The organism is Paraburkholderia sp. SIMBA_027 (assembly GCF_046535315.1).
Classification (GTDB): Bacteria; Pseudomonadota; Gammaproteobacteria; order Burkholderiales; family Burkholderiaceae; genus Paraburkholderia; species Paraburkholderia tropica.
Genome location: NZ_JAWRWY010000009.1, coordinates 249,344 through 267,043, shown reverse-complemented (window position 1 = coordinate 267,043; position 17,700 = coordinate 249,344). Strand labels below are relative to the sequence as shown.

Below are 17,700 nucleotides of genomic sequence, written 5' to 3'. Positions count from 1 at the left end.
CGCTGATCCGTGGACTCAGGCCCGCGCCATCGCACGCACCGCACGCACGCTCTTGAGGATTTCCTCAGCGGTCGCGGGGGCGTTCATCGGCGGATTGAAGCGGTAATCGGCCACGCTCGCCACGGCGTCGCGAATCGCGAAGAACACCGAGAACGGCAGCAGCAGCGGCGGCTCGCCCACGGCCTTCGAGCGGTGAATGCTGTCCTCCGCGTTGCGGTTCTTGAAGAGCTTCACGCTGAACTCGGGCGGCGTGTCGTTCACGGTCGGGATCTTGTACGTGGACGGCGCGTGCGTCATGAGCTTGCCGTCCGGCTTCCACCAGAGTTCCTCGGTCGTGAGCCAGCCCATGCCCTGAATGAAGCCGCCTTCCACTTGCCCCACGTCGAGCGCGGGATTCAGCGAATCGCCCACGTCGTGCAGCGCATCGGCGCGCAGCACGCGCATTTCGCCCGTGAGCGTGTCGATCACGACTTCGGACACGGCCGCGCCATACGAGTAGTAATAGAACGGCCGGCCGCGCAGCGTCGCCTGATCCCAGTAGAGCTTGGGCGTGGCGTAGAAACCGTCGGACCACAATTGCACGCGCGCGAGATAGGCCTTCTGCACCAGCGTGCCGAACGGCACCACTTCGTCGCCGACGATCGCGCAGTCGTTCGCGAACCGCACGTCCGCCGCGTTCACCGCGCCCTTGCCCCAGGTGGTGGCCGCGAGCGTCGCCAGCCGCTCGCGCAACTGGCGCGCGGCGTCCTGTGCGGCCTTGCCGTTCAGATCGCTGCCCGTCGAGGCCGCCGTGGCGGACGTATTCGCGACTTTGCTCGTGTCGGTGGCCGTCACGCGCACGCGGCCGAACTCGATGCCGAGTTCGTGCGCGACGACCTGCGCGACCTTGGTGTTCAGCCCCTGGCCCATTTCCGTGCCGCCGTGGTTCACGAGCACCGAGCCATCGGTGTAGATGTGCACCAGCGCGCCCGCCTGGTTGAAGTGCGTGACGTTGAACGCGATGCCGAACTTCACCGGCGTGATCGCGATGCCCTTTTTCAGCACCTCGTTGTTCGCGTTGAACGCGCGAACCGCCGCGCGGCGCGCGCGATAGCCGCTCGTTTGCGCCAGCTCGTCGATCAGTTCGTGAATCACGTTGTCTTCGATGGTCTGGCCGTACGGCGTTTCGTTGTTCTCCGTCTTGCCGTAGAGATTGCGCTTGCGGACGTCGAGCGGATCGAGGTCGAGCGAGCGCGCGATGTCGTCCATGATGTACTCGATCGCAAACGCGCCCTGCGGGCCGCCGAAGCCGCGGAACGCGGTGTTCGACTGCGTGTTGGTCTTGCCGCAGAAGCCCGAAATCGACACATCGGGCAGCCAGTAGGCGTTGTCGAAGTGGCAGACGGCGCGCGTCATCACCGGGCCGGAGAGGTCCGCCGAAAAGCCGCAGCGCGAGGTCATGTCCACGCTCACGCCTTCGATGGTGCCGTGATCGTCGTAACCCACTTCGTACGTGTAGTGGAAGTCGTGACGCTTGCCGGTCACCATCATGTCGTCGTCGCGATCGGGGCGCAACTTCACGGGGCACAGCAGCTTCCACGCCGCGAGCGCCGCGCAGCACGCGAACAGGCCCGACTGCGATTCCTTGCCGCCGAAGCCGCCGCCCATGCGCCGGCATTCCACCAGCACGTTGTGCGATTGCACGCCCAGCACATGCGCGACAAGGTGCTGCATTTCGCTCGGATGCTGCGTCGAGCACCAGACGTGCATGCCGTCGTCGTCCTTCGGCACGGCGTAGGCGATCTGCCCTTCCAGATAGAACTGCTCCTGCCCGCCCAGCAGCATCTCGCCTTCATGACGATGCGCGGCCCGCGCCGCGCGCGTGGACGCGTCGCCGCGCGCGAGCTTCATCGGCGGCAACACGTATTGCTGCGCGGCGCGCGCCTGCTGCGCCGTGAGGATCGGCGGCAGTTCCTCATAGTCGATTTCGGCGCGGCGCGCGGCGAGACGCGCCGTATCGTGCGACGTCGCCACCACGACGAACATCGGCTGGCCGACGTATTGCACGACGCCGTCCGCGAGCACCGGATCGTCGTGGATGATCGGGCCGCAATCGTTCACGCCCGGAATGTCCTCGGCGGTGAGCACGGCGACAACGCCGGGCGTCGCGCGCACCTTGGCGAGATTCATCGCGACGATGCGCGCATGCGCTTTCTGCGAGAGACCGAGCGCCGCGTGCAGCGTGCCCGCGACGACAGGAATGTCGTCGGTGTAGGTGGCGCGCCCGCTCACGTGCAGATGCGCCGATTCGTGCGGCCGCGAGACGTGGACCTGCGCGAACGGCTCGCGCGCTTTCGCTTCTTCCAGGAACGGTTCGGCTTGCTGGTTCATGATGTCGTTCTCCGTATGTTGTTCCGCTTTTTTCCCGTTTCCTGTCCGGTCAAACCGCGCTGCTTTCGATGCTGTCCGCGTTATCCGCACTTTCCGCCGCCACCGCGCGCACGTTCAGCGCCTGCGGCGCGAGCGGATTGTGCGGACGCGTTTCCAGCCAGAAGCGATACAAGGTGTTCTTCGCCGATTCGAGCCGATACTCGCTCGTCGCGCGCATGTCCGAGAGCGGCGCGTAGTCGTTGCCGAGCGCGATCATCGCGGCCTGCACGGTGGCTTCGTGCCACTGCGCATCGGCGAGCACGGCTTCGGCGTGGCTCGCGCGCTTCGGTGTGGCCGCCATGCCGCCGAACGCGATGCGCGGCTCGCGGATCGTCTCGCCATGCTCGCCATCGGCGAGATACGAAAACGCGGCGCACACGGCCGAGATATCGGAGTCGAAACGCTTCGAGACCTTGTAGGTGCGGAATTTCAGATTCGCGCGCGCGCCGCTGCGCGTGGGCACCTTGAGCGCGAGCACGAATTCGTGTTCGGCCATGTCCTTCTTCTGGTACGCGAGATAGAGGTCTTCGAGCGCCAGCTCGCGCTCGACTTCGCCGCCGCGCAGCACCACGCGCGCGCCCAGTGCGATCAGGCCCGGCATCGAGTCGCCGATCGGCGAGCCGTTCGCCACGTTGCCGCCGAGCGTGCCCGCATTGCGGATCGGCAGCGAGGCGAAACGCAGCCACATTTCTTCGAGTTCGGGATAGTGCTTCGCGAGTTCGGCATAGGCGCGCTCGACCGTCACGCCCGCGCCGATGCGTATCCATTGCTCGTCCACGTCGATCGCGCGCATCGCCTCGACCTGCCCCACGTAGACGATGTCGCCGAGATCGCGCATCTGCTTCGTGACCCACAGGCCGATATCGGTGCTGCCCGCGAGAATGCGCGTGTTCGGGCGCGCGGCCTTGATCGCGGCGAGCGCCTCGACCGTGCGCGGCGCGTCGAACTGCTGGCCGCGATGCTCGTAGTGGAAGGTCTCGGCGCGCTCGATCGTCGCGAGCGAGGCCGCAATCGCCTTCACGTCGACGGGCGCCTTGGGCGCGTCGAGCTTGAACATCTGCTCGGCGGCGTCGAGGATCGGGCGATAACCCGTGCAGCGGCACAGATTGCCCGTGAGCGCATTGGCGATCTCGTCGCGCGACGGCACGCTGCACGACGCCTTGCCCGCGCAGCCTTGCGCCGCTTGCTCGTGGCTGTGCTCGTGGCTGTGTTCATGGCCGTGCTTCTCGTAGAGCGACCACATCGACATGACGAAACCGGGCGTGCAGAAGCCGCACTGCGAGCCGTGGCAATCGACCATCGCCTGCTGCACGGGATGCAGCGAGCCGTCGGGCTGGCGCAGGTCTTCGACCGTGAAGAGCGCCTTGCCGTCGAGCGTCGGCAGGAACTGGATGCAGGCGTTGACGGCCTTGAAGCTGACGCCGCCCTCGGCGGTGCGCTCGCCCACGACGACCGTGCACGCGCCGCAATCGCCTTCGGCGCAGCCTTCCTTGGTGCCGGTGCAGCGCGCGTCTTCGCGCAGGTATTGAAGGACGGTGCGGGTCACGCCCGCGTCGCTGACTTCGCGGATCGCGTTGCGGTGATAAAAGCGGATCGGCTGATTCATGGTTTCTGGCTCGTCGTTGTATGCGTGTGCGCGGCAAGCGTCTGCGGCTCGCCACGCAACAGTGGACGATTTGAAAGCTATCACCACCAATATTGCGATCCCATAGGCGCAAGTGCATGGGGGATATATCGTTGAGACGATAAATCGCGCTCGCACGCGCATGGCGGGCTTATGTCGCGACGTCCTGATTGCGTTATTTCTCTCACGTTTCACGCAAACAGGACACCGAAATCTCCGCGTCGATGCCTCATCCCGGCGCTCGCGCCCCGTTTTTTCCGCGATGACACGGCCTGGCGGCGTCCGGGCTCGCCAAATTGCGCCAACATCGCGCAACCTCGCCCATTTCCGCCTGCGCAGATGACAGAACGTTTAAGCAGCGAAACACGCGCAAAAGGTGTTGTTCCGCTCACCGAAACGTTTTTTCAACGTCTGCATAAGAACCGGTTCCATGGGACAATCACGCCTTTCCCGCCGTTTTCCATCCGCGTTTTCCCCATGTCCGCTGATTTGGCGCCCCCGCGCTCCGCCGCATCGACGACCCTGCAGATCATTCCGGTCGTCTTTTTCACCTTCCTCTGCTACCTGACGATCGGCATTCCGCTTGCCGTGCTGCCGGGCTACGTGCACAACGACCTCGGTTTCAGCACCGTGGTGGCGGGCGCGGCGATCAGCGTGCAATACATCGCGACGCTCTGCTCGCGCGCCCTCGCCGGCCGCTCGGCGGACACGCTCGGCCCGAAGAAAACCGTGTCGATCGGCCTGATGATCTGCGGCGCGAGCGGCGTGCTGCTGCTGCTCGGCACGCTCGTCGATCACTGGCCCGGCCTCTCGCTGACGCTGCTGGTCGTGAGCCGCCTGCTGCTCGGCTGCGGCGAAAGCCTGTGCGGCACCGGCGCGATCCTCTGGGGCATCGGCCGCGTGGGCACCTCGCACAACGCCAAGGTGATTTCGTGGAACGGCATCGCCACCTATGGCGCGCTCGCGCTGGGCGCGCCGCTCGGCGTGGAGATGGTGCATTTCGTCGGCTACTGGACGCTCGGCGTCTCCGTGATCGCGCTGGCCGCGCTCGGCTTCTGGCTCGCGCGCCCGATCGCGCCGGTGCCGGTCGTGCACGGCGAGCGCATGTCGTACCGCAGCGTGTTCACGCGCGTGCTGCCGCACGGCCTCGGCCTCGCGCTCGGCTCGGCGGGTTTCGGCTCGATCGCCACTTTCATCACGCTGTTCTACGCGGCGCGCCACTGGGACAACGCCGCGTTCTCGCTGACGCTGTTCGGCCTGATGTTCATCGGCGCGCGCCTGCTGTTCGCCAACACCATCAAGACCTTCGGCGGCTTCCGCGTGGCCATCGCCTCGTTCTCGTGCGAGTGCGCCGGTCTTTTGCTGCTGTGGCTCGCGCCGACGCCGCATTTCGCGCTCGCGGGCGCGGCGCTCACGGGCTTCGGCTTCGCGCTCGTGTTTCCGGCGCTGGGCGTCGAGGCGGTCGGCCTCGTGCCGGCGGCGAGCCGCGGCGCGGCGCTCTCGGCGTACTCGGTGTTCCTCGATCTGTCGCTCGGCATCACCGGCCCGCTCGCGGGCTATGTGGCGAATCTGTTCGGCTATGGCTCGGTGTATCTGTTCGCGGCGATTGCGTCGGCGGCGGCCGTGGCGCTGTCGGTCTCGCTGCATCGCAAGAGCGTGAAGGCGGCCGCCGAAGCGAAAGCCGCCGCGAGCGCCACACAACGCGCCGACTGAGCTTTCGTCAGACTCGCGGCTACACCGCACCCAATAGAAAAACCGCCCGCAACGCGCTTCGCGCTGCCGGCGGTTTTTTTCATCGCAGCCGATATCGATGCCTTACTTCTTCTGCACCGTATCGGTCGCGAGCTTCTTGCCCGTCGCCTCGTTGTAGCGCTGCACGTATTCCTCGGTGAGCTTGCGCACCGCGCGGCCGATCTTGCGGTAATCCGACTCGTTGAGGTTCGCGAGCGACACGCGGCCCGACGGATGCGGCGTGCCGAAGCCCTTGCCAGGCAGCAGCACGACGCGCGCTTCGCTCGCGAGACGGAACAGCAGCTCGTTGGGCTGCACCTGCTTGAGCAGCCACTCGACGAAGTCGCGCCCGAACAGCTTCTCGCCCAGATATTCCATGTCGAGAATCGTGTAGTAATCGACCTGGTTCGGATCGCTCTCGTCGTAGGCGATGCCCATCTCTTCGAACAGCGCGCGCTTGCGGCTGCGGATCACGCGCTTGAGCGCGTTCTTGTACGCGTCGGGCGTATCCATCAGCGAGAACAGCGAGAACAGGACCATCTGCACCTGCTGCGGCGTCGACAGACCGGCCGTGTGATTGAGCGCGACGGTGCGGCTGTCGGCCACCAGACGGTCGATGAACTTGAGCTTGTCCGGCTCCGTCGTGATCGACTCGTAGCGCTTGTGCAGGATCTTCTTTTCGTCCTTCGGCAGCTTCGCGAGCGTGGCGTCGAGCACGTTGTCGCGATGCGTCGCGATCGCGCCCAGACGCCAGCCGGTCGCGCCGAAATACTTCGAATACGAGTACACGAGAATCGTGTTCTTCGGCGCGAGCGCGAACAGCGAAACGAAGTTGTCGGCGAAGGTGCCGTACACGTCGTCGGTCAGCAGGATCAGGTCCGGACGTTCCTTGATGATCTCGGCGATGTATTCGAGGCTTTCGTCATCGATCTTCACCGACGGCGGATTGCTCGGATTCACGAGGAAGAACGCCTTGACCTTCGGATCGCGCAGCTTGTCGAGTTCCTTCTTCGAGTACTGCCAGTGGTTCTCGACGGTCGCATTCAGATGCACGACGTTGAGCTGATAGTCGTTGAGTTCGGGAATCTCGATGTACGGCGTGAAGATCGGCATGCCGAGCGCGATGGTGTCGCCCGCCTTGATCAGGAAGTTCTCGCGCATCGTGTTGAAGATGTACGTCATGGCCGCCGTGCCGCCTTCCACCGCGAACACGTCGAACTCGCCCACGAACGGATGCTTGCCGATCATCTCGCGGCGCAGATACTGCCCGACGATGATCTCCGAGAGCTTGAGCATGCGGTCGGGCACCGGATAGTTACAGGCCAGAATGCCTTCGCACATTTCGTAGAGGAAATCGCCCGCGGAAAGACCGAGCTGGTCGCGCACATACGACACCGCGCCGCCGATGAAGTCGATGCCCGGCTCGCCGTGCTTTTCGTGCAGGAACTGGTCGAAGCGCTCGACGATGCCGGCGCGCTGCGGGAAGCCGCCCACGCCTTCGGGCATGTACGAGAACGAGCGCTCCGATTCGCGCATCGCGAAGAGACCGAGCTGCCAGAAGCCGTGGCGCGGAATGGTGGCGAGGAAGTTGGGGTTGCCGCGACCCGCGTTGAGCATCGAGAAGTTGGCCGGACGTTCGGCCGCGCCGCCGCCGGCCGCCTTGATCAGTTCGTCCTTGAGCTCGAACGGGCTCAGTGCGTCGAGACCCGCCTTTTCCTTCGTATCGTTGCCTTTACCTTTTGCCATGGTGCTCTCCATTGGAAGACGTGATGCGCGCCGCTTCGTTCGTCATGCTCACCGTGCGCGGTGAACGTCGTCGTTGCGTGGAACGCGGCGCGCGTTTCGACAGATCATCGAGGACGGGCCTGCGCTCCTCGCGCGGCCCGCTTTGGCTTCATGTCATGCGAGACCGACCACGAGCGGCCCGAGCAGCGTGAGCAGCACATTGGCGATCGCGTAGGTGATGGCGAACGGCACGGTCGGCACGGCGCTCTCGGCCTTGTCGAGAATGCCGCCGAACGCCGGGTTCGCACTGCGCGAGCCGGACAGCGCGCCCGCGAGAATCGCCGCGTTGTTGTACTTCAGCACGTAGCGGCCAAACAGCATGGTGAGAATCAGCGGCACGATGGTCACCACCACGCCGAGCAGGAAGATCGTGATGCCGCTCTGCTTGACCGTCACCACCGCCTGGAGGCCGGAGTTCAGACCCACCACGGCGACGAACGCCGCGAGCCCGAAGTCCTTGAGCAGTTGCGAGGCCGCGGGCGGCATCACGCCGTACATCGGATGCTTGCCGCGCATCCAGCCGAACAGCAGACCCGCGAGCAGGCAGCCGCCGCCCGAGCCGAGCGTGAGCGGAATGCCCGCCACGTTCACCACGATCAGGCCGATCAGCAAGCCGAGCACGAGGCCGACGCCCATGTAGATGAAGTCGGTCTTGTTGCTGTACGCAAGCTCGTAGCCGGCTTCCTGCACGGCGCGTTTGGTGTCGGTGGCCGTGCCGTAGATCGTGATGACGTCGCCGTGTTCGAGCTGCGTCTGCGGCAGCACCGGCACGGGCTGACCCGCACGCTCGATCTTCTCGATGTAGACGCCGTGCCGCATGTCGCGATCGACGTTCTTGCGCACGTCGGCGATCGTCGTGTGATTCATGCCCTTCTTCGTGAAGACGAGCTGGCGCGTCTGCATCACAAGGCTCATGCCGCCCGAGTCCGGCACTTCCGGCCCGATCAGCGCGCCCACTTCGACCATCTGCTCGCGGCGGCCGACCACGAGCACCACGTCGTCGCGACTCAGCACGAAATCGGGCGTCGAATCGAGCACCTTGCCCGCGCGCCGGATCTTCTCGATCGCGATGAAATCCTTCTCCGCCGCTTCGAGCTGCTTGACCGTCTGGCCCGCGCCCGCGTCCACGCGGAACACGCGGCCGAACAGTTCGGGCAGCGCCGTGATCTGGCCCGGCCCGCTCGCCGCCGAGCCGCCCGCCATTTCGCGTTCGGCGTCCATCGACGCGTCCTTGAGGCTGCGGCCCATGAACTTCGGCAGGATGTTCACGCAGACGATGATCGCGCCGAGCGAACCGAACACATAGGTCACGGCATAGCCGATCGCCACGTCGGCCTGCATCGCTTTCATCTGATCGGGCGGCAAACCCAGACGCGCGATGGCGTCGCCGGCCGTGCCGATGATCGCCGATTGCGTCATGCCGCCCGCCGCGAGACCGGCGGCGAGACCCTTGTTGAGGTGAAAGAGCTTCGCGCAGATGACCACCGTGACGAGGCCCGCGACGGCCATGAACACGGCCATGGCGATCTCACGCAGCGTCTTGCGGTTGAGCGAGTTGAAGAAGCCCGGCCCGGAGTCGTAACCCACGGCGTAGATGAACACCGCGAACATCACCGACTTCACGCCGTTGTCGATGGTCACGCCCGCCTGACTGATGACCACGGCCGCGAGCAGCGATCCGCCCACGCCGCCTAACTGGAACTTGCCGAAATTGATCTGGCCGATCCAGTAACCCACGGCCAGCGAGAGGAACAGAGCGATTTCCGGAGATTTGTGAAAGATGTCATGTAGCCATTCCATCGTGCCCTCGCTTGGAAAGTGTGACAGCCTGATGCCGATGAAACCCGACGCTTGAGCCGCCGCGCGGGTCAGCCGAACTTCGCCGCGAGCCCGACCACGACGGGCCCCATCAACGGCAACAGGATGTTCGACAACGCATAGGTGATCGTGTAACCGATCACGGGAGTGGAATTGCCGGTGACGCCCACGAGCGCACTGATCGCCGGCGTGCTGCACTGCTGCCCTGCAATCGCGCCGAGCAGCATCGGCGCTTCGAGCTTGAGAAACATGCGCCCGATCCAGAGTGAGAGGAGGCCCGGTATCAGCACCATCAGGATGCCGGCGAGCGGCAGCGCGAGGCCGTACTCGCGCACGAGCTTGATGGCGTCCGGACCGGCGGACAGACCCACGGCGGCGATGAAGGTCGCGAGGCCGAAGTCCTTGAGCACCTGGGCGGCCGCCGAAGGCAGCGAGCCGACCACGGGAAAGTGCGAGCGCGCCCAGCCGAACAGCAGGCCCGAGAGCAGGCAGCCGCCGCCGGTGCCGAGCACCAGCGAGACGCCGCCCACCTTCAGCCCGAAGCGGCCGATCAGCATGCCGACAAGCACGCCGAGCCCGAGATAGACGAAGTCGGTCTTGGTGGTCTGCTGGATCACGTAGCCGAGTCGCTGCGCGCCGCGTTTGACGTCGCTGGGCGCGCCGAGCAGCGTAAGCACGTCGCCGCGCCGCACCACCGTGCCGGGCAGCGCGGGCACCGTGGTGTCGAGCCGCGTGATCGCGCTCACGTAGATGCCGCGGCCCGCTTGCGCCGAGGCGCGTTCGCGCATCTGCGCGAGCGTGAGGCCGTCGGCGTCGCGGCGCGTGAGCATCACGTCCACCCGCTGCGCGAGCAGCTTCGTGAAGCCTTCGCCCGAGACTTCCTCGCCGAGACTGGCGGACGCATCGACCATGCTTTCGCGGCGCCCCGCAATGAAGACAACGTCGCCGCTCTGCAGCACGAGCTGACCGTCCGCGTCGATCTGGCGCTGTTCGCGCAGCACGCGCTCGACCGTGATGTTGTTGCCGAAACGCGCCTCGAACTGGGCGACCTGGATGCCGGCGGCGGGACCGGCCCTGAACGCGCGGCCCACCAGCGGCGGCAGCGCGAGACGCTGACCTTCGTCGAGCACGCCGTCGCCGCCGAGCTTGCGAAAGAGACGCGCGGCCTCGTCGCGCAGATTCACGCGCAGGATCAGCGGCGCGACCTGGCTCGTGAACAGCACGATGGTGATCAGACCGAACAGGTAACTCACGCTATACGCGGTCACGATGTGCGCCTGCAACGTGCCCACCGCCTCGGGGCTGATGCCGAGCCGCGCAATCGCCTCTGAAGCCGTGCCGATCACCGCCGACTCGGTCGCCGCGCCCGCCAGCAGGCCCGCGGCGGTGCCCGCGTCGAGCTTCATCAGGACGACTGCAATCATGACGAGCGTCATCACCGAGACGATCTCGACGATCGAAAGCAGCCCGTAACGCCAGCCCTTGCCGATGTTGGCGAAGAACTGCGGGCCGCCCGTGAAGCCGAGCGCGAAGATGAACAGCGCGAAGGCGATGTTCTTGAGATCGGGCGCGATACGCGCGCCCGTCTGACCGAGCAAAAGCGCCACGATCAGCGTGCCGCACACGCCGCCAAGCGAAATGGGCCCGAATCGAATCGAACCAATCAGATAACCGAGTGCGAGACTCGTAAACAGGGCAATCTCGGGTTGCGACTTCAGCAATTCGACGATCATGTCTGGTCTGCCGATTTACGTTCTTTTTGCCCAAACGCGCATAAAAAGACATGCCCATGGCATGTACGCATCTATTTCCGGGCGCATCGCATATTTGCGCGACACGCAATAAATCCGGAAAACCGCTTTTATTCGCTATTTATGTAAAGGCTGTGAACCGGCATAAAAATCATCGGCTGCAACGCATTGACAACAAACGTTTTTCGCCAGGAAATCTCCGCAATCGGCCCAGACATCGATTCCTCGCAAGCTTGTACAAGACCCGGAAAACCGCTATCCGCTGGATGAACACCGCTCGATCGTAATTCAAATTCAAATACGACTGCGCGAACGTGCCATATTCCCGCCTCATTCAATACCCATGCCAGCCGCGCATTTGAATCTTTTACAACCATGAAATGACACTGCTTTTTGAGATAGATATTGTAATTTCACAGGACTGTCAATATGATTTTCATTCAAAGTCGTAATCGCGAGCTAGCCGCCAGTCCGCTTCATTCGCGCTCGGCTGTTCTGTTCGAGCGCACGCCCCTTAACCGGTAAATGCATTCAGCATGCGAGGCGAATTTCCATGAACCAGATACACGCCATGCGCGTCTTCGTCAGGGTTGCGGAATCACAGAGCTTTCGCCGCGCCGCGCAGCACCTCGACGTTTCGAACGCGCTCGTCACCCGTTCGGTCGCGATGCTCGAAGCGCATCTGCACACGCGGCTCATCAACCGCACCACGCGTAATCTTTCGCTCACCGAAGCAGGTCAGCGCTATCTCGAGGGCTGCCGCAGCGTGCTGGAGGAACTCGATCACCTCGAACATACGCTCGCGCATACCGAGCGGGAGCCGAGCGGCACGCTGCGCGTGGTGGCCGCCGGCGCGCTGTCGCTCGCCACGCTCACGCCGCTGATCGACGGCTACCGGCGGCGTTATCCGCGCGTGCATGTGCGCCTCACGCTCGCCGAGCGGCCCGTGGACCTGGCGGAGGACGGCTTCGACGTGGGCATCGTGGCAGCGTCGACGGAAAGTGGCGACGGCAACGGCGAACTCGTCGAGCGCTCGCTCGGCACCACTTCGTTCGTGCCCTGCGCATCGCCCGCGTGGCTCGCGGAGCACGGCGAGCCGGGCACGCCCGACGCGCTCGCGCAGCACGCGGCCGTGACGCTGCCGCCCGAGGAGCGCAGCGCGACGTGGCGCTTCGCGAAGGCCGGCGAACGCGCGCAGCCGGTCACGCTCCAGCCCGCTTACGCGGTCAACAACATGCTGATGGTGCGGCTCGCGGCGCTCGCGGGCATGGGCGTGGCGATCGTGCCCGCGCCGCTCGTCGCCGACGATTTCGCCGCCGGCACGCTCAGGCGCCTGCTGCCCGACTACGAGATCGACGCGCCCGAGGCACGCATGTCGATCGTGTATCCGAGCCGCCAGTATTTGCCCGCCAAGACGCGGCGCTTCGTCGATCACGCGGTCGAGCATTTCGAGCACGCGCACGACGGCGCGCTGGCGAACCGGTCGGCGTCGAGCGTGGCGTCGTCGGCTTCGACTTCGGCAGGCGGCTCCGCGTGGCGGCCGATGAACGGCGCGCCCGGCAGCAGCGCCGTGTTGCAGGCGATGAACGAACGCTGAGGCACGTAAGGAAGCACGTAAGGCAGCACGTAAGAAGCGCTGCACCGCCGGCGCGGGCAGCGCCATCGCGGCTCAACCCGGCGGCGTGCCGTATTCCGCCGGCTCGCTTTCCAGACCCGCGGCGCCGCACAACTCGCGCAGCAGCGCCGCCTCGCGCTCGTGCACCTCGACCGGCAGCCACTGCGCGCCGGCCCACGCCAGATAGCGCGCGCGATGCTGGCCGTTGCGGAACGCCACCACGCCCACATGCGCGATGCCGAGCCAGCCTGCAATCCCCGCCGCGCGGCGCTTCGAGATCGTCACGTAGGGCATCTGCGGCACGCGTTCGTTTTCCGGATCGAGAAATTCGCGGATCCCGCGCACCTTGCCGACATGCCAGTCGTCGACGGGCTTGAGCACGTAGTCGGTGTCGTCGCGGTCGGCGCACAGCAGCAGCTTGTGCAGATCGACGACCACCACTTCGTGGCGCGTGCCGTCGGTCGTGAAGACGCGTTTGAAGCGCACATGATCGTAGCCGGGGTGATCGGGCAAGGACACGATCCAGTGCGTTCCGCACGCGGATTGCAGCGGTTTCGACAGCGTTGAAGGATTCGGTGGCAGCGCGCCGGGCGTGGGCAGTGACGTCGGGGACATGCGGGTGATGCGCCTCTCGCGGGGAGGAAAAACGGCCTAAGCTACGAGGGATTCGTGACGGTTTCGTGACCTATGCGGCGTGGATGCGCACGCCCCGCGCACGCGAGGAAAAGCCCGATGAGCCAAGGTGAAAAAGGCAACGACAGAAGCGACGAGCAACGCGACGACGCAGCGCCACGCGAAAGCACGCCGGACCACGCGATAACGGAGACGTTCGGCGACGCCGTGCGCATCGAAGCCCGCGCCCAGGTCGCGACGATCGTGCTCGATCGACCCGCGCAGCGCAACGCGATCGACCGCCCGACCGCCGATGCGCTCGCCGCCGCATTCGCGCGCGTCGAGGCGCATCCGCACTGGCGCGCGGCCGTGCTGTTCGGCGCGGGCGGCACCTTTTGCGCGGGCGCCGACCTCGGCGCGCTCAACGACGACACGCGGCGCAACGCCCTGCGCGAAGACGGCGGCGGCCCCGGTCCGCTCGGCCCGACGCGCATGCGGCTCGCCAAGCCTTGCATCGCGGCCGTGACGGGCTACGCCGTCGCGGGCGGGCTCGAACTCGCGCTGCTCTGCGATCTGCGCATCGTCGAGGAAGACGCCATGCTCGGCGTGTTCTGCCGCCGCGTGGGCGTGCCGCTGATCGACGGCGGCACGGTGCGTCTGCCGCGCCTGATCGGCCTGTCGCGCGCGCTCGATCTGATCCTCACGGGGCGCGCCGTCGACGCGCGCGAGGCGCTCGACTTCGGTCTTGCGAATCGCGTCGTCGGCAAAGGATGCGCGCGCGCCGAAGCCGAAGCGCTCGCAGCCACGCTCGCCGCGTTCCCGCAAGCGGCGCTGCTCGCGGATCGCCGCTCGGCCTGGGACAACAGCGCACTCGACGACTTCGCCGAAGCATTGCGCCGCGAAGGCGCCGGCGGCTATCGCGCCGCGCTCGACGAAGGGCTGCCGATGGCCGCGCGTTTCGCGCAAGGCGCGGGACGCCACGGCGAACCGCTTTGAGCGCGCGAAAACCTCGCCACACTTGATTCTTGAAGGCCCTTGTTCAAGGCGCTAAATTGAATCTGTCAGTCGCCACGATGCACCGCCCGCGCCGTCCGCCACACTGCATCGGCCCGCTTTTTTCCGGGCAATCCTCAGACGAGACGCCGACGCGAACAACAACCCCGCACGCGCATCAGGTGTGTTTTCGTGGAAGAACGCAAGAAAAGCGTGCCGGATGCAGCGAGGCGCATTTCAGTACAATTCGGCATTGGCTTAATCAGTACGCCAAATTCAGCACGATTGGCACGTTCAGCACAACCGTCGCACAAAAACAGCGCGCGAGCCGCTCACCGCCGGCCTCGCGAACCGAACCGACCACGCCGTCCCCGCCGAGAACCGGCCCACACGTCCATGCCCTTGCCCCTGCTTGCCCTTGCCGTCGCCGCGTTTGGTATCGGTACCACCGAATTCGTCATCATGGGACTGCTGCCCGACGTCGCGCGCGATCTGTCCGTGTCGATTCCGGCCGCCGGCATGCTGGTCTCGGCGTATGCGCTGGGCGTGACGATCGGCGCGCCCATCGTGGCGATCGCCATCGCCAACGTGCCGCGCAAGGCGGCGTTGATGCGGCTGATCGGCATCTTCATCGTCGGCAATCTGCTGTGTGCGCTGGCGCCGACCTATTCGATCCTGATGGCCGCGCGCATCGTCACGGCGTTCTGTCACGGCGCGTTCTTCGGCATCGGCTCGGTAGTCGCGGCCGGACTCGTCGCGCCCAACCGGCGCGCCCAGGCGATCGCGCTGATGTTCACGGGCCTCACGCTCGCCAATGTGCTGGGCGTGCCGCTCGGCACCGCGCTCGGTCAGCTTGCAGGCTGGCGCACGACGTTCTGGGCCGTGACGGTGATCGGCCTCTTCGCGGCGCTCGCGTTGCAAGTGTGCCTGCCGAAGCACATCGAAATGCAGAAGGCGAGCCTCATGCACGAATTCAGCGTGCTCAAGAATCCGCAGGTGCTGATGGTGCTGGGCATGAGCGTGCTGGCATCGGCGAGCCTGTTCTCGGTGTTCACCTACATCACGCCGATTCTCGAGGACGTGAGCGGATTCTCGCCGCACGAAGTGACCTTCGTGCTGCTGCTGTTCGGCCTCGGGCTGACGGTGGGCAGCACGCTCGGCGGCAAGCTCGCCGACTGGAAGCTGATGCGCTCGCTGCTGAGTCTGCTCGCGATGATCGGCGTACTGCTCGCGGTGTTCGCGTTCACGATGCACGATCAGATCGCGGCGATGGCGACCATTTTCGTGTGGGGCGTGCTCGCGTTTGCGATCGTGCCGCCGCTGCAGATTCTCATCGTCAATCGCGCGAGCCATGCGCCGAACCTCGCCTCGACGCTGAACCAGGGCGCGTTCAATCTCGGCAATGCGAGCGGCGCGTGGATCGGCGGCGTGGCGATCAGCGCGGGCGCGCCGTTGACGTCGCTGCCGTGGGTGGGACTCGCGATGGCGCTCGCCGCGCTCGGGCTCACCTTCGTCTCGGCGCAACTCGAGCGGCGCGCGCGTCGCCGCGTGGCGGTCAACGGGCCGACCTCGGTCGCCTGAACGGGACGTGTCGACTCGAAGCGCGACGTTCGACGTTCGACGTTCGACGTTCGACGCTCGGCGCTCGGCGCGATGACGCGCTGATTGACTGAAGCAGCGCGGCATCCCATGCCGCGTTTTTCGCGTGCGCAGTGTAGGATGGCGCCCGATGAAAACCGTCCTTACCCGAGATTTCCTCGCGCTGATCCTGAGCGTGGCCGTGGTCGGCCTGGGCTCCGGCGCGACCTTGCCGCTCACGGCGCTCGCACTCACCGACGCCGGATACGGCAGTGCCATCGTCGGCCTGCTGACTGCCGCACAGGCGCTCGGCGGGCTGATCGTCGTGCCGCTCACGGCGTGGATCGCGGGGCGATTCGGCTCGCGGCAAGTGATCGTCGGATCGGTGATTGCGGTCGCGGCGGCCACTGCGCTCATGCAGACCTGCGCGAATCTGTGGGTATGGGCGGCGCTGCGGATGGTGTGCGGCGCGGCGCTCATGCTGCTGTTCACGATCGGCGAGGCGTGGGTGAACGAACTCGCGGACGACTCCAATCGCGGACGCGTGGTCGCCATCTATGCGACGACCTTTACCTTGTTTCAGATGTCCGGGCCCGTGCTGGTGAGCCAGATCGCGGACTCTACGGCGTGGCGGTTTGCGATCTGCGGGGCGATTTTCCTGATCGCGTTGCCGATGCTGTTTGCCATCCGGTCGAGTCCGCACAAGTCGGATCTGCATGAGCCGCATGGGAGTTGGCGGCATGTGTTGCCGAAGATGCCGGCGCTGATTATCGCGACCGGTTTTTTTGCGTTGTTCGATACGCTTGCGCTGTCGTTGCTGCCGTTATTCGCAATGGGGCATGGGATTGGGAGCGAGCTGGCCGTGCTGTTTGCTTCGGTTGTGTTGCTCGGCGATACGACGATGCAGTTTCCCATCGGGTGGCTCGCTGATCGGCTCGGGCGCGAGCGGGTGCATGGGTTGATGGGCTTGATTGTTGTCGTGCTGTTGCCTTTGTTGCCTTTTGCTGTGGGGACGCCCTGGTTGCGGTGGCCTTTGCTTTTTGTTTTGGGGGCCGCTGCCGGGTCTATTTATACGTTGGCGATTGTCGCCTGCGGTGAGCGGTTTGAAGGCGGGGCGCTCGTTTCGGCTAGTGCGCTGGTTAGTGCTTCATGGAGTGTCGCCAGTTTTGGGGGGCCTATTGTTACCGGGGCTTTGATGGAGCATGCCGGGCGCGATGCCATGCTTTGGGTTTTGTTTGCCGCCGCGGTTGTTTTTCTTGGGGCTTTGAGGTGGGAACGGGTGCGCGGATTGGCTGGTGCTTCGCATATTCGGTGATTTTTTTGTTTTGCGCTTTTTCCTGTTTTCTTGTCGGTCTGCATGCGTTGCCCCTGTGCGGGGCGGCACCTACTTTTCTTTGCAGCCGCAAAGAAAAGTAGGCAAAAGAAAGCGGCTCACACCGCTAATGCTTCGCTGTGTTTCTCTCGACGTCATTCGGAGTGGTGCAGGAGCGTCCGTCGTCCCGCGCCCTCCCACGTAGTGACAAGGCATCCTCACATCCCGTTGCGCTCAACGCGCAACGGCCGGGTATGCGGGGGAAACCAAAGGTACTAATTTATCTTTTTGGGGCACTCGCAAACCTTCGGTTTGCTGCCATGCCCCACGGGGCGCGGAGCGCCCCCGGATGAATGACGGCTTTGTCACTGAGTTGAGTGGTGCGAGGCGACAGACGCCCCGGAACCACTATCGAAGAAGGTGCGGGGTGGACGGCGTCACACTGGCGGTTTGAGCCGCTTTCTTTTGCCTA

General features: G+C 65.3%; 12 protein-coding genes. 5 read left to right on the top strand and 7 right to left on the bottom strand.

Annotated elements, in window-relative coordinates:
* Positions 1 to 15 precede the first annotated feature (15 nt).
* Both xdhB and xdhA read right to left on the bottom strand, forming a co-directional pair.
* Positions 16 to 2,370: a xanthine dehydrogenase molybdopterin binding subunit gene (xdhB, locus tag SB764_RS18995; RefSeq protein ID WP_321901324.1), complete on the bottom strand. Its 2,355-nt coding sequence runs from the start codon at positions 2,368 to 2,370 to the stop codon at positions 16 to 18.
* Positions 2,371 to 2,419: 49 nt separating this feature from the next.
* A complete protein-coding gene (gene xdhA, locus SB764_RS18990; protein ID WP_183038547.1) occupies positions 2,420 to 4,015 on the bottom strand; it encodes a xanthine dehydrogenase small subunit in 1,596 nt (531 codons plus the stop codon).
* A gap of 495 nt (positions 4,016 to 4,510) precedes the next feature.
* On the opposite strand from xdhA, the gene SB764_RS18985 reads away from it, so the two are divergent.
* Complete coding sequence (locus SB764_RS18985; RefSeq protein WP_065057206.1) at positions 4,511 to 5,746, top strand: MFS transporter; 1,236 nt, start codon at positions 4,511 to 4,513, stop codon at positions 5,744 to 5,746.
* Positions 5,747 to 5,848: 102 nt separating this feature from the next.
* Here SB764_RS18985 and SB764_RS18980 read toward each other — a convergent pair whose 3' ends face one another.
* The 4 genes from SB764_RS18980 to SB764_RS18965 all read right to left on the bottom strand — a co-directional run bounded on the left by SB764_RS18980 (position 5,849) and on the right by SB764_RS18965 (position 11,495).
* Positions 5,849 to 7,510 (bottom strand): bifunctional aspartate transaminase/aspartate 4-decarboxylase, encoded by a 1,662-nt coding sequence (locus SB764_RS18980; protein WP_065057362.1) that lies wholly within the window; start codon positions 7,508 to 7,510, stop codon positions 5,849 to 5,851.
* A 153-nt stretch (positions 7,511 to 7,663) separates the two neighbouring features.
* A complete protein-coding gene (aspT, locus tag SB764_RS18975) occupies positions 7,664 to 9,349 on the bottom strand; it encodes an aspartate-alanine antiporter (RefSeq protein WP_410864319.1) in 1,686 nt (561 codons plus the stop codon).
* A gap of 68 nt (positions 9,350 to 9,417) precedes the next feature.
* Positions 9,418 to 11,100 (bottom strand): aspartate-alanine antiporter, encoded by a 1,683-nt coding sequence (aspT, locus tag SB764_RS18970; protein ID WP_065057204.1) that lies wholly within the window; start codon positions 11,098 to 11,100, stop codon positions 9,418 to 9,420.
* A 128-nt stretch (positions 11,101 to 11,228) separates the two neighbouring features.
* On the bottom strand, positions 11,229 to 11,495 hold the full coding sequence (locus SB764_RS18965) for a hypothetical protein (protein WP_146229914.1): 267 nt from the start codon (positions 11,493 to 11,495) through the stop codon (positions 11,229 to 11,231).
* Positions 11,496 to 11,671: 176 nt separating this feature from the next.
* On the opposite strand from SB764_RS18965, the gene SB764_RS18960 reads away from it, so the two are divergent.
* Positions 11,672 to 12,715 carry a LysR family transcriptional regulator gene (locus SB764_RS18960; protein WP_082991590.1) on the top strand — a complete coding sequence of 348 codons (1,044 nt, stop codon included), beginning with the start codon at positions 11,672 to 11,674 and terminating at the stop codon, positions 12,713 to 12,715.
* 72 nt (positions 12,716 to 12,787) lie between these two features.
* Here SB764_RS18960 and SB764_RS18955 read toward each other — a convergent pair whose 3' ends face one another.
* Positions 12,788 to 13,348 carry a plasmid fertility inhibition factor family protein gene (locus tag SB764_RS18955; RefSeq protein WP_065057202.1) on the bottom strand — a complete coding sequence of 187 codons (561 nt, stop codon included), beginning with the start codon at positions 13,346 to 13,348 and terminating at the stop codon, positions 12,788 to 12,790.
* 117 nt (positions 13,349 to 13,465) lie between these two features.
* Here SB764_RS18955 and SB764_RS18950 point away from each other — a divergent pair, with 117 nt between their 5' ends.
* The 3 genes from SB764_RS18950 to SB764_RS18940 all read left to right on the top strand — a co-directional run bounded on the left by SB764_RS18950 (position 13,466) and on the right by SB764_RS18940 (position 17,231).
* Positions 13,466 to 14,341, top strand: coding sequence for a crotonase/enoyl-CoA hydratase family protein (locus SB764_RS18950; protein WP_410864316.1), 876 nt, complete (start codon positions 13,466 to 13,468; stop codon positions 14,339 to 14,341).
* A 393-nt stretch (positions 14,342 to 14,734) separates the two neighbouring features.
* Entirely contained in the window at positions 14,735 to 15,919 is a 1,185-nt protein-coding gene (locus SB764_RS18945) for an MFS transporter (RefSeq protein ID WP_110325519.1), read from the top strand.
* A gap of 148 nt (positions 15,920 to 16,067) precedes the next feature.
* Positions 16,068 to 17,231 (top strand): MFS transporter, encoded by a 1,164-nt coding sequence (locus SB764_RS18940; protein ID WP_074981634.1) that lies wholly within the window; start codon positions 16,068 to 16,070, stop codon positions 17,229 to 17,231.
* Positions 17,232 to 17,700 lie beyond the last annotated feature (469 nt).

Excerpts from the sequence above, each read along its gene's own strand:
- xdhB (WP_321901324.1), bottom strand. The coding sequence starts at position 2,370 with ATGAACCAGCAAGCCGAACCGTTCCTGGAAGAAGCGAAAGCGCGCGAG.
- xdhA (WP_183038547.1), bottom strand. The coding sequence starts at position 4,015 with ATGAATCAGCCGATCCGCTTTTATCACCGCAACGCGATCCGCGAAGTC.
- SB764_RS18985 (WP_065057206.1), top strand. The coding sequence starts at position 4,511 with ATGTCCGCTGATTTGGCGCCCCCGCGCTCCGCCGCATCGACGACCCTG.
- SB764_RS18980 (WP_065057362.1), bottom strand. The coding sequence starts at position 7,510 with ATGGCAAAAGGTAAAGGCAACGATACGAAGGAAAAGGCGGGTCTCGAC.
- aspT (WP_410864319.1), bottom strand. The coding sequence starts at position 9,349 with ATGGAATGGCTACATGACATCTTTCACAAATCTCCGGAAATCGCTCTG.
- aspT (WP_065057204.1), bottom strand. The coding sequence starts at position 11,100 with ATGATCGTCGAATTGCTGAAGTCGCAACCCGAGATTGCCCTGTTTACG.
- SB764_RS18965 (WP_146229914.1), bottom strand. The coding sequence starts at position 11,495 with ATGGTTGTAAAAGATTCAAATGCGCGGCTGGCATGGGTATTGAATGAG.
- SB764_RS18960 (WP_082991590.1), top strand. The coding sequence starts at position 11,672 with ATGAACCAGATACACGCCATGCGCGTCTTCGTCAGGGTTGCGGAATCA.
- SB764_RS18955 (WP_065057202.1), bottom strand. The coding sequence starts at position 13,348 with ATGTCCCCGACGTCACTGCCCACGCCCGGCGCGCTGCCACCGAATCCT.
- SB764_RS18950 (WP_410864316.1), top strand. The coding sequence starts at position 13,466 with ATGAGCCAAGGTGAAAAAGGCAACGACAGAAGCGACGAGCAACGCGAC.
- SB764_RS18945 (WP_110325519.1), top strand. The coding sequence starts at position 14,735 with ATGCCCTTGCCCCTGCTTGCCCTTGCCGTCGCCGCGTTTGGTATCGGT.
- SB764_RS18940 (WP_074981634.1), top strand. The coding sequence starts at position 16,068 with ATGAAAACCGTCCTTACCCGAGATTTCCTCGCGCTGATCCTGAGCGTG.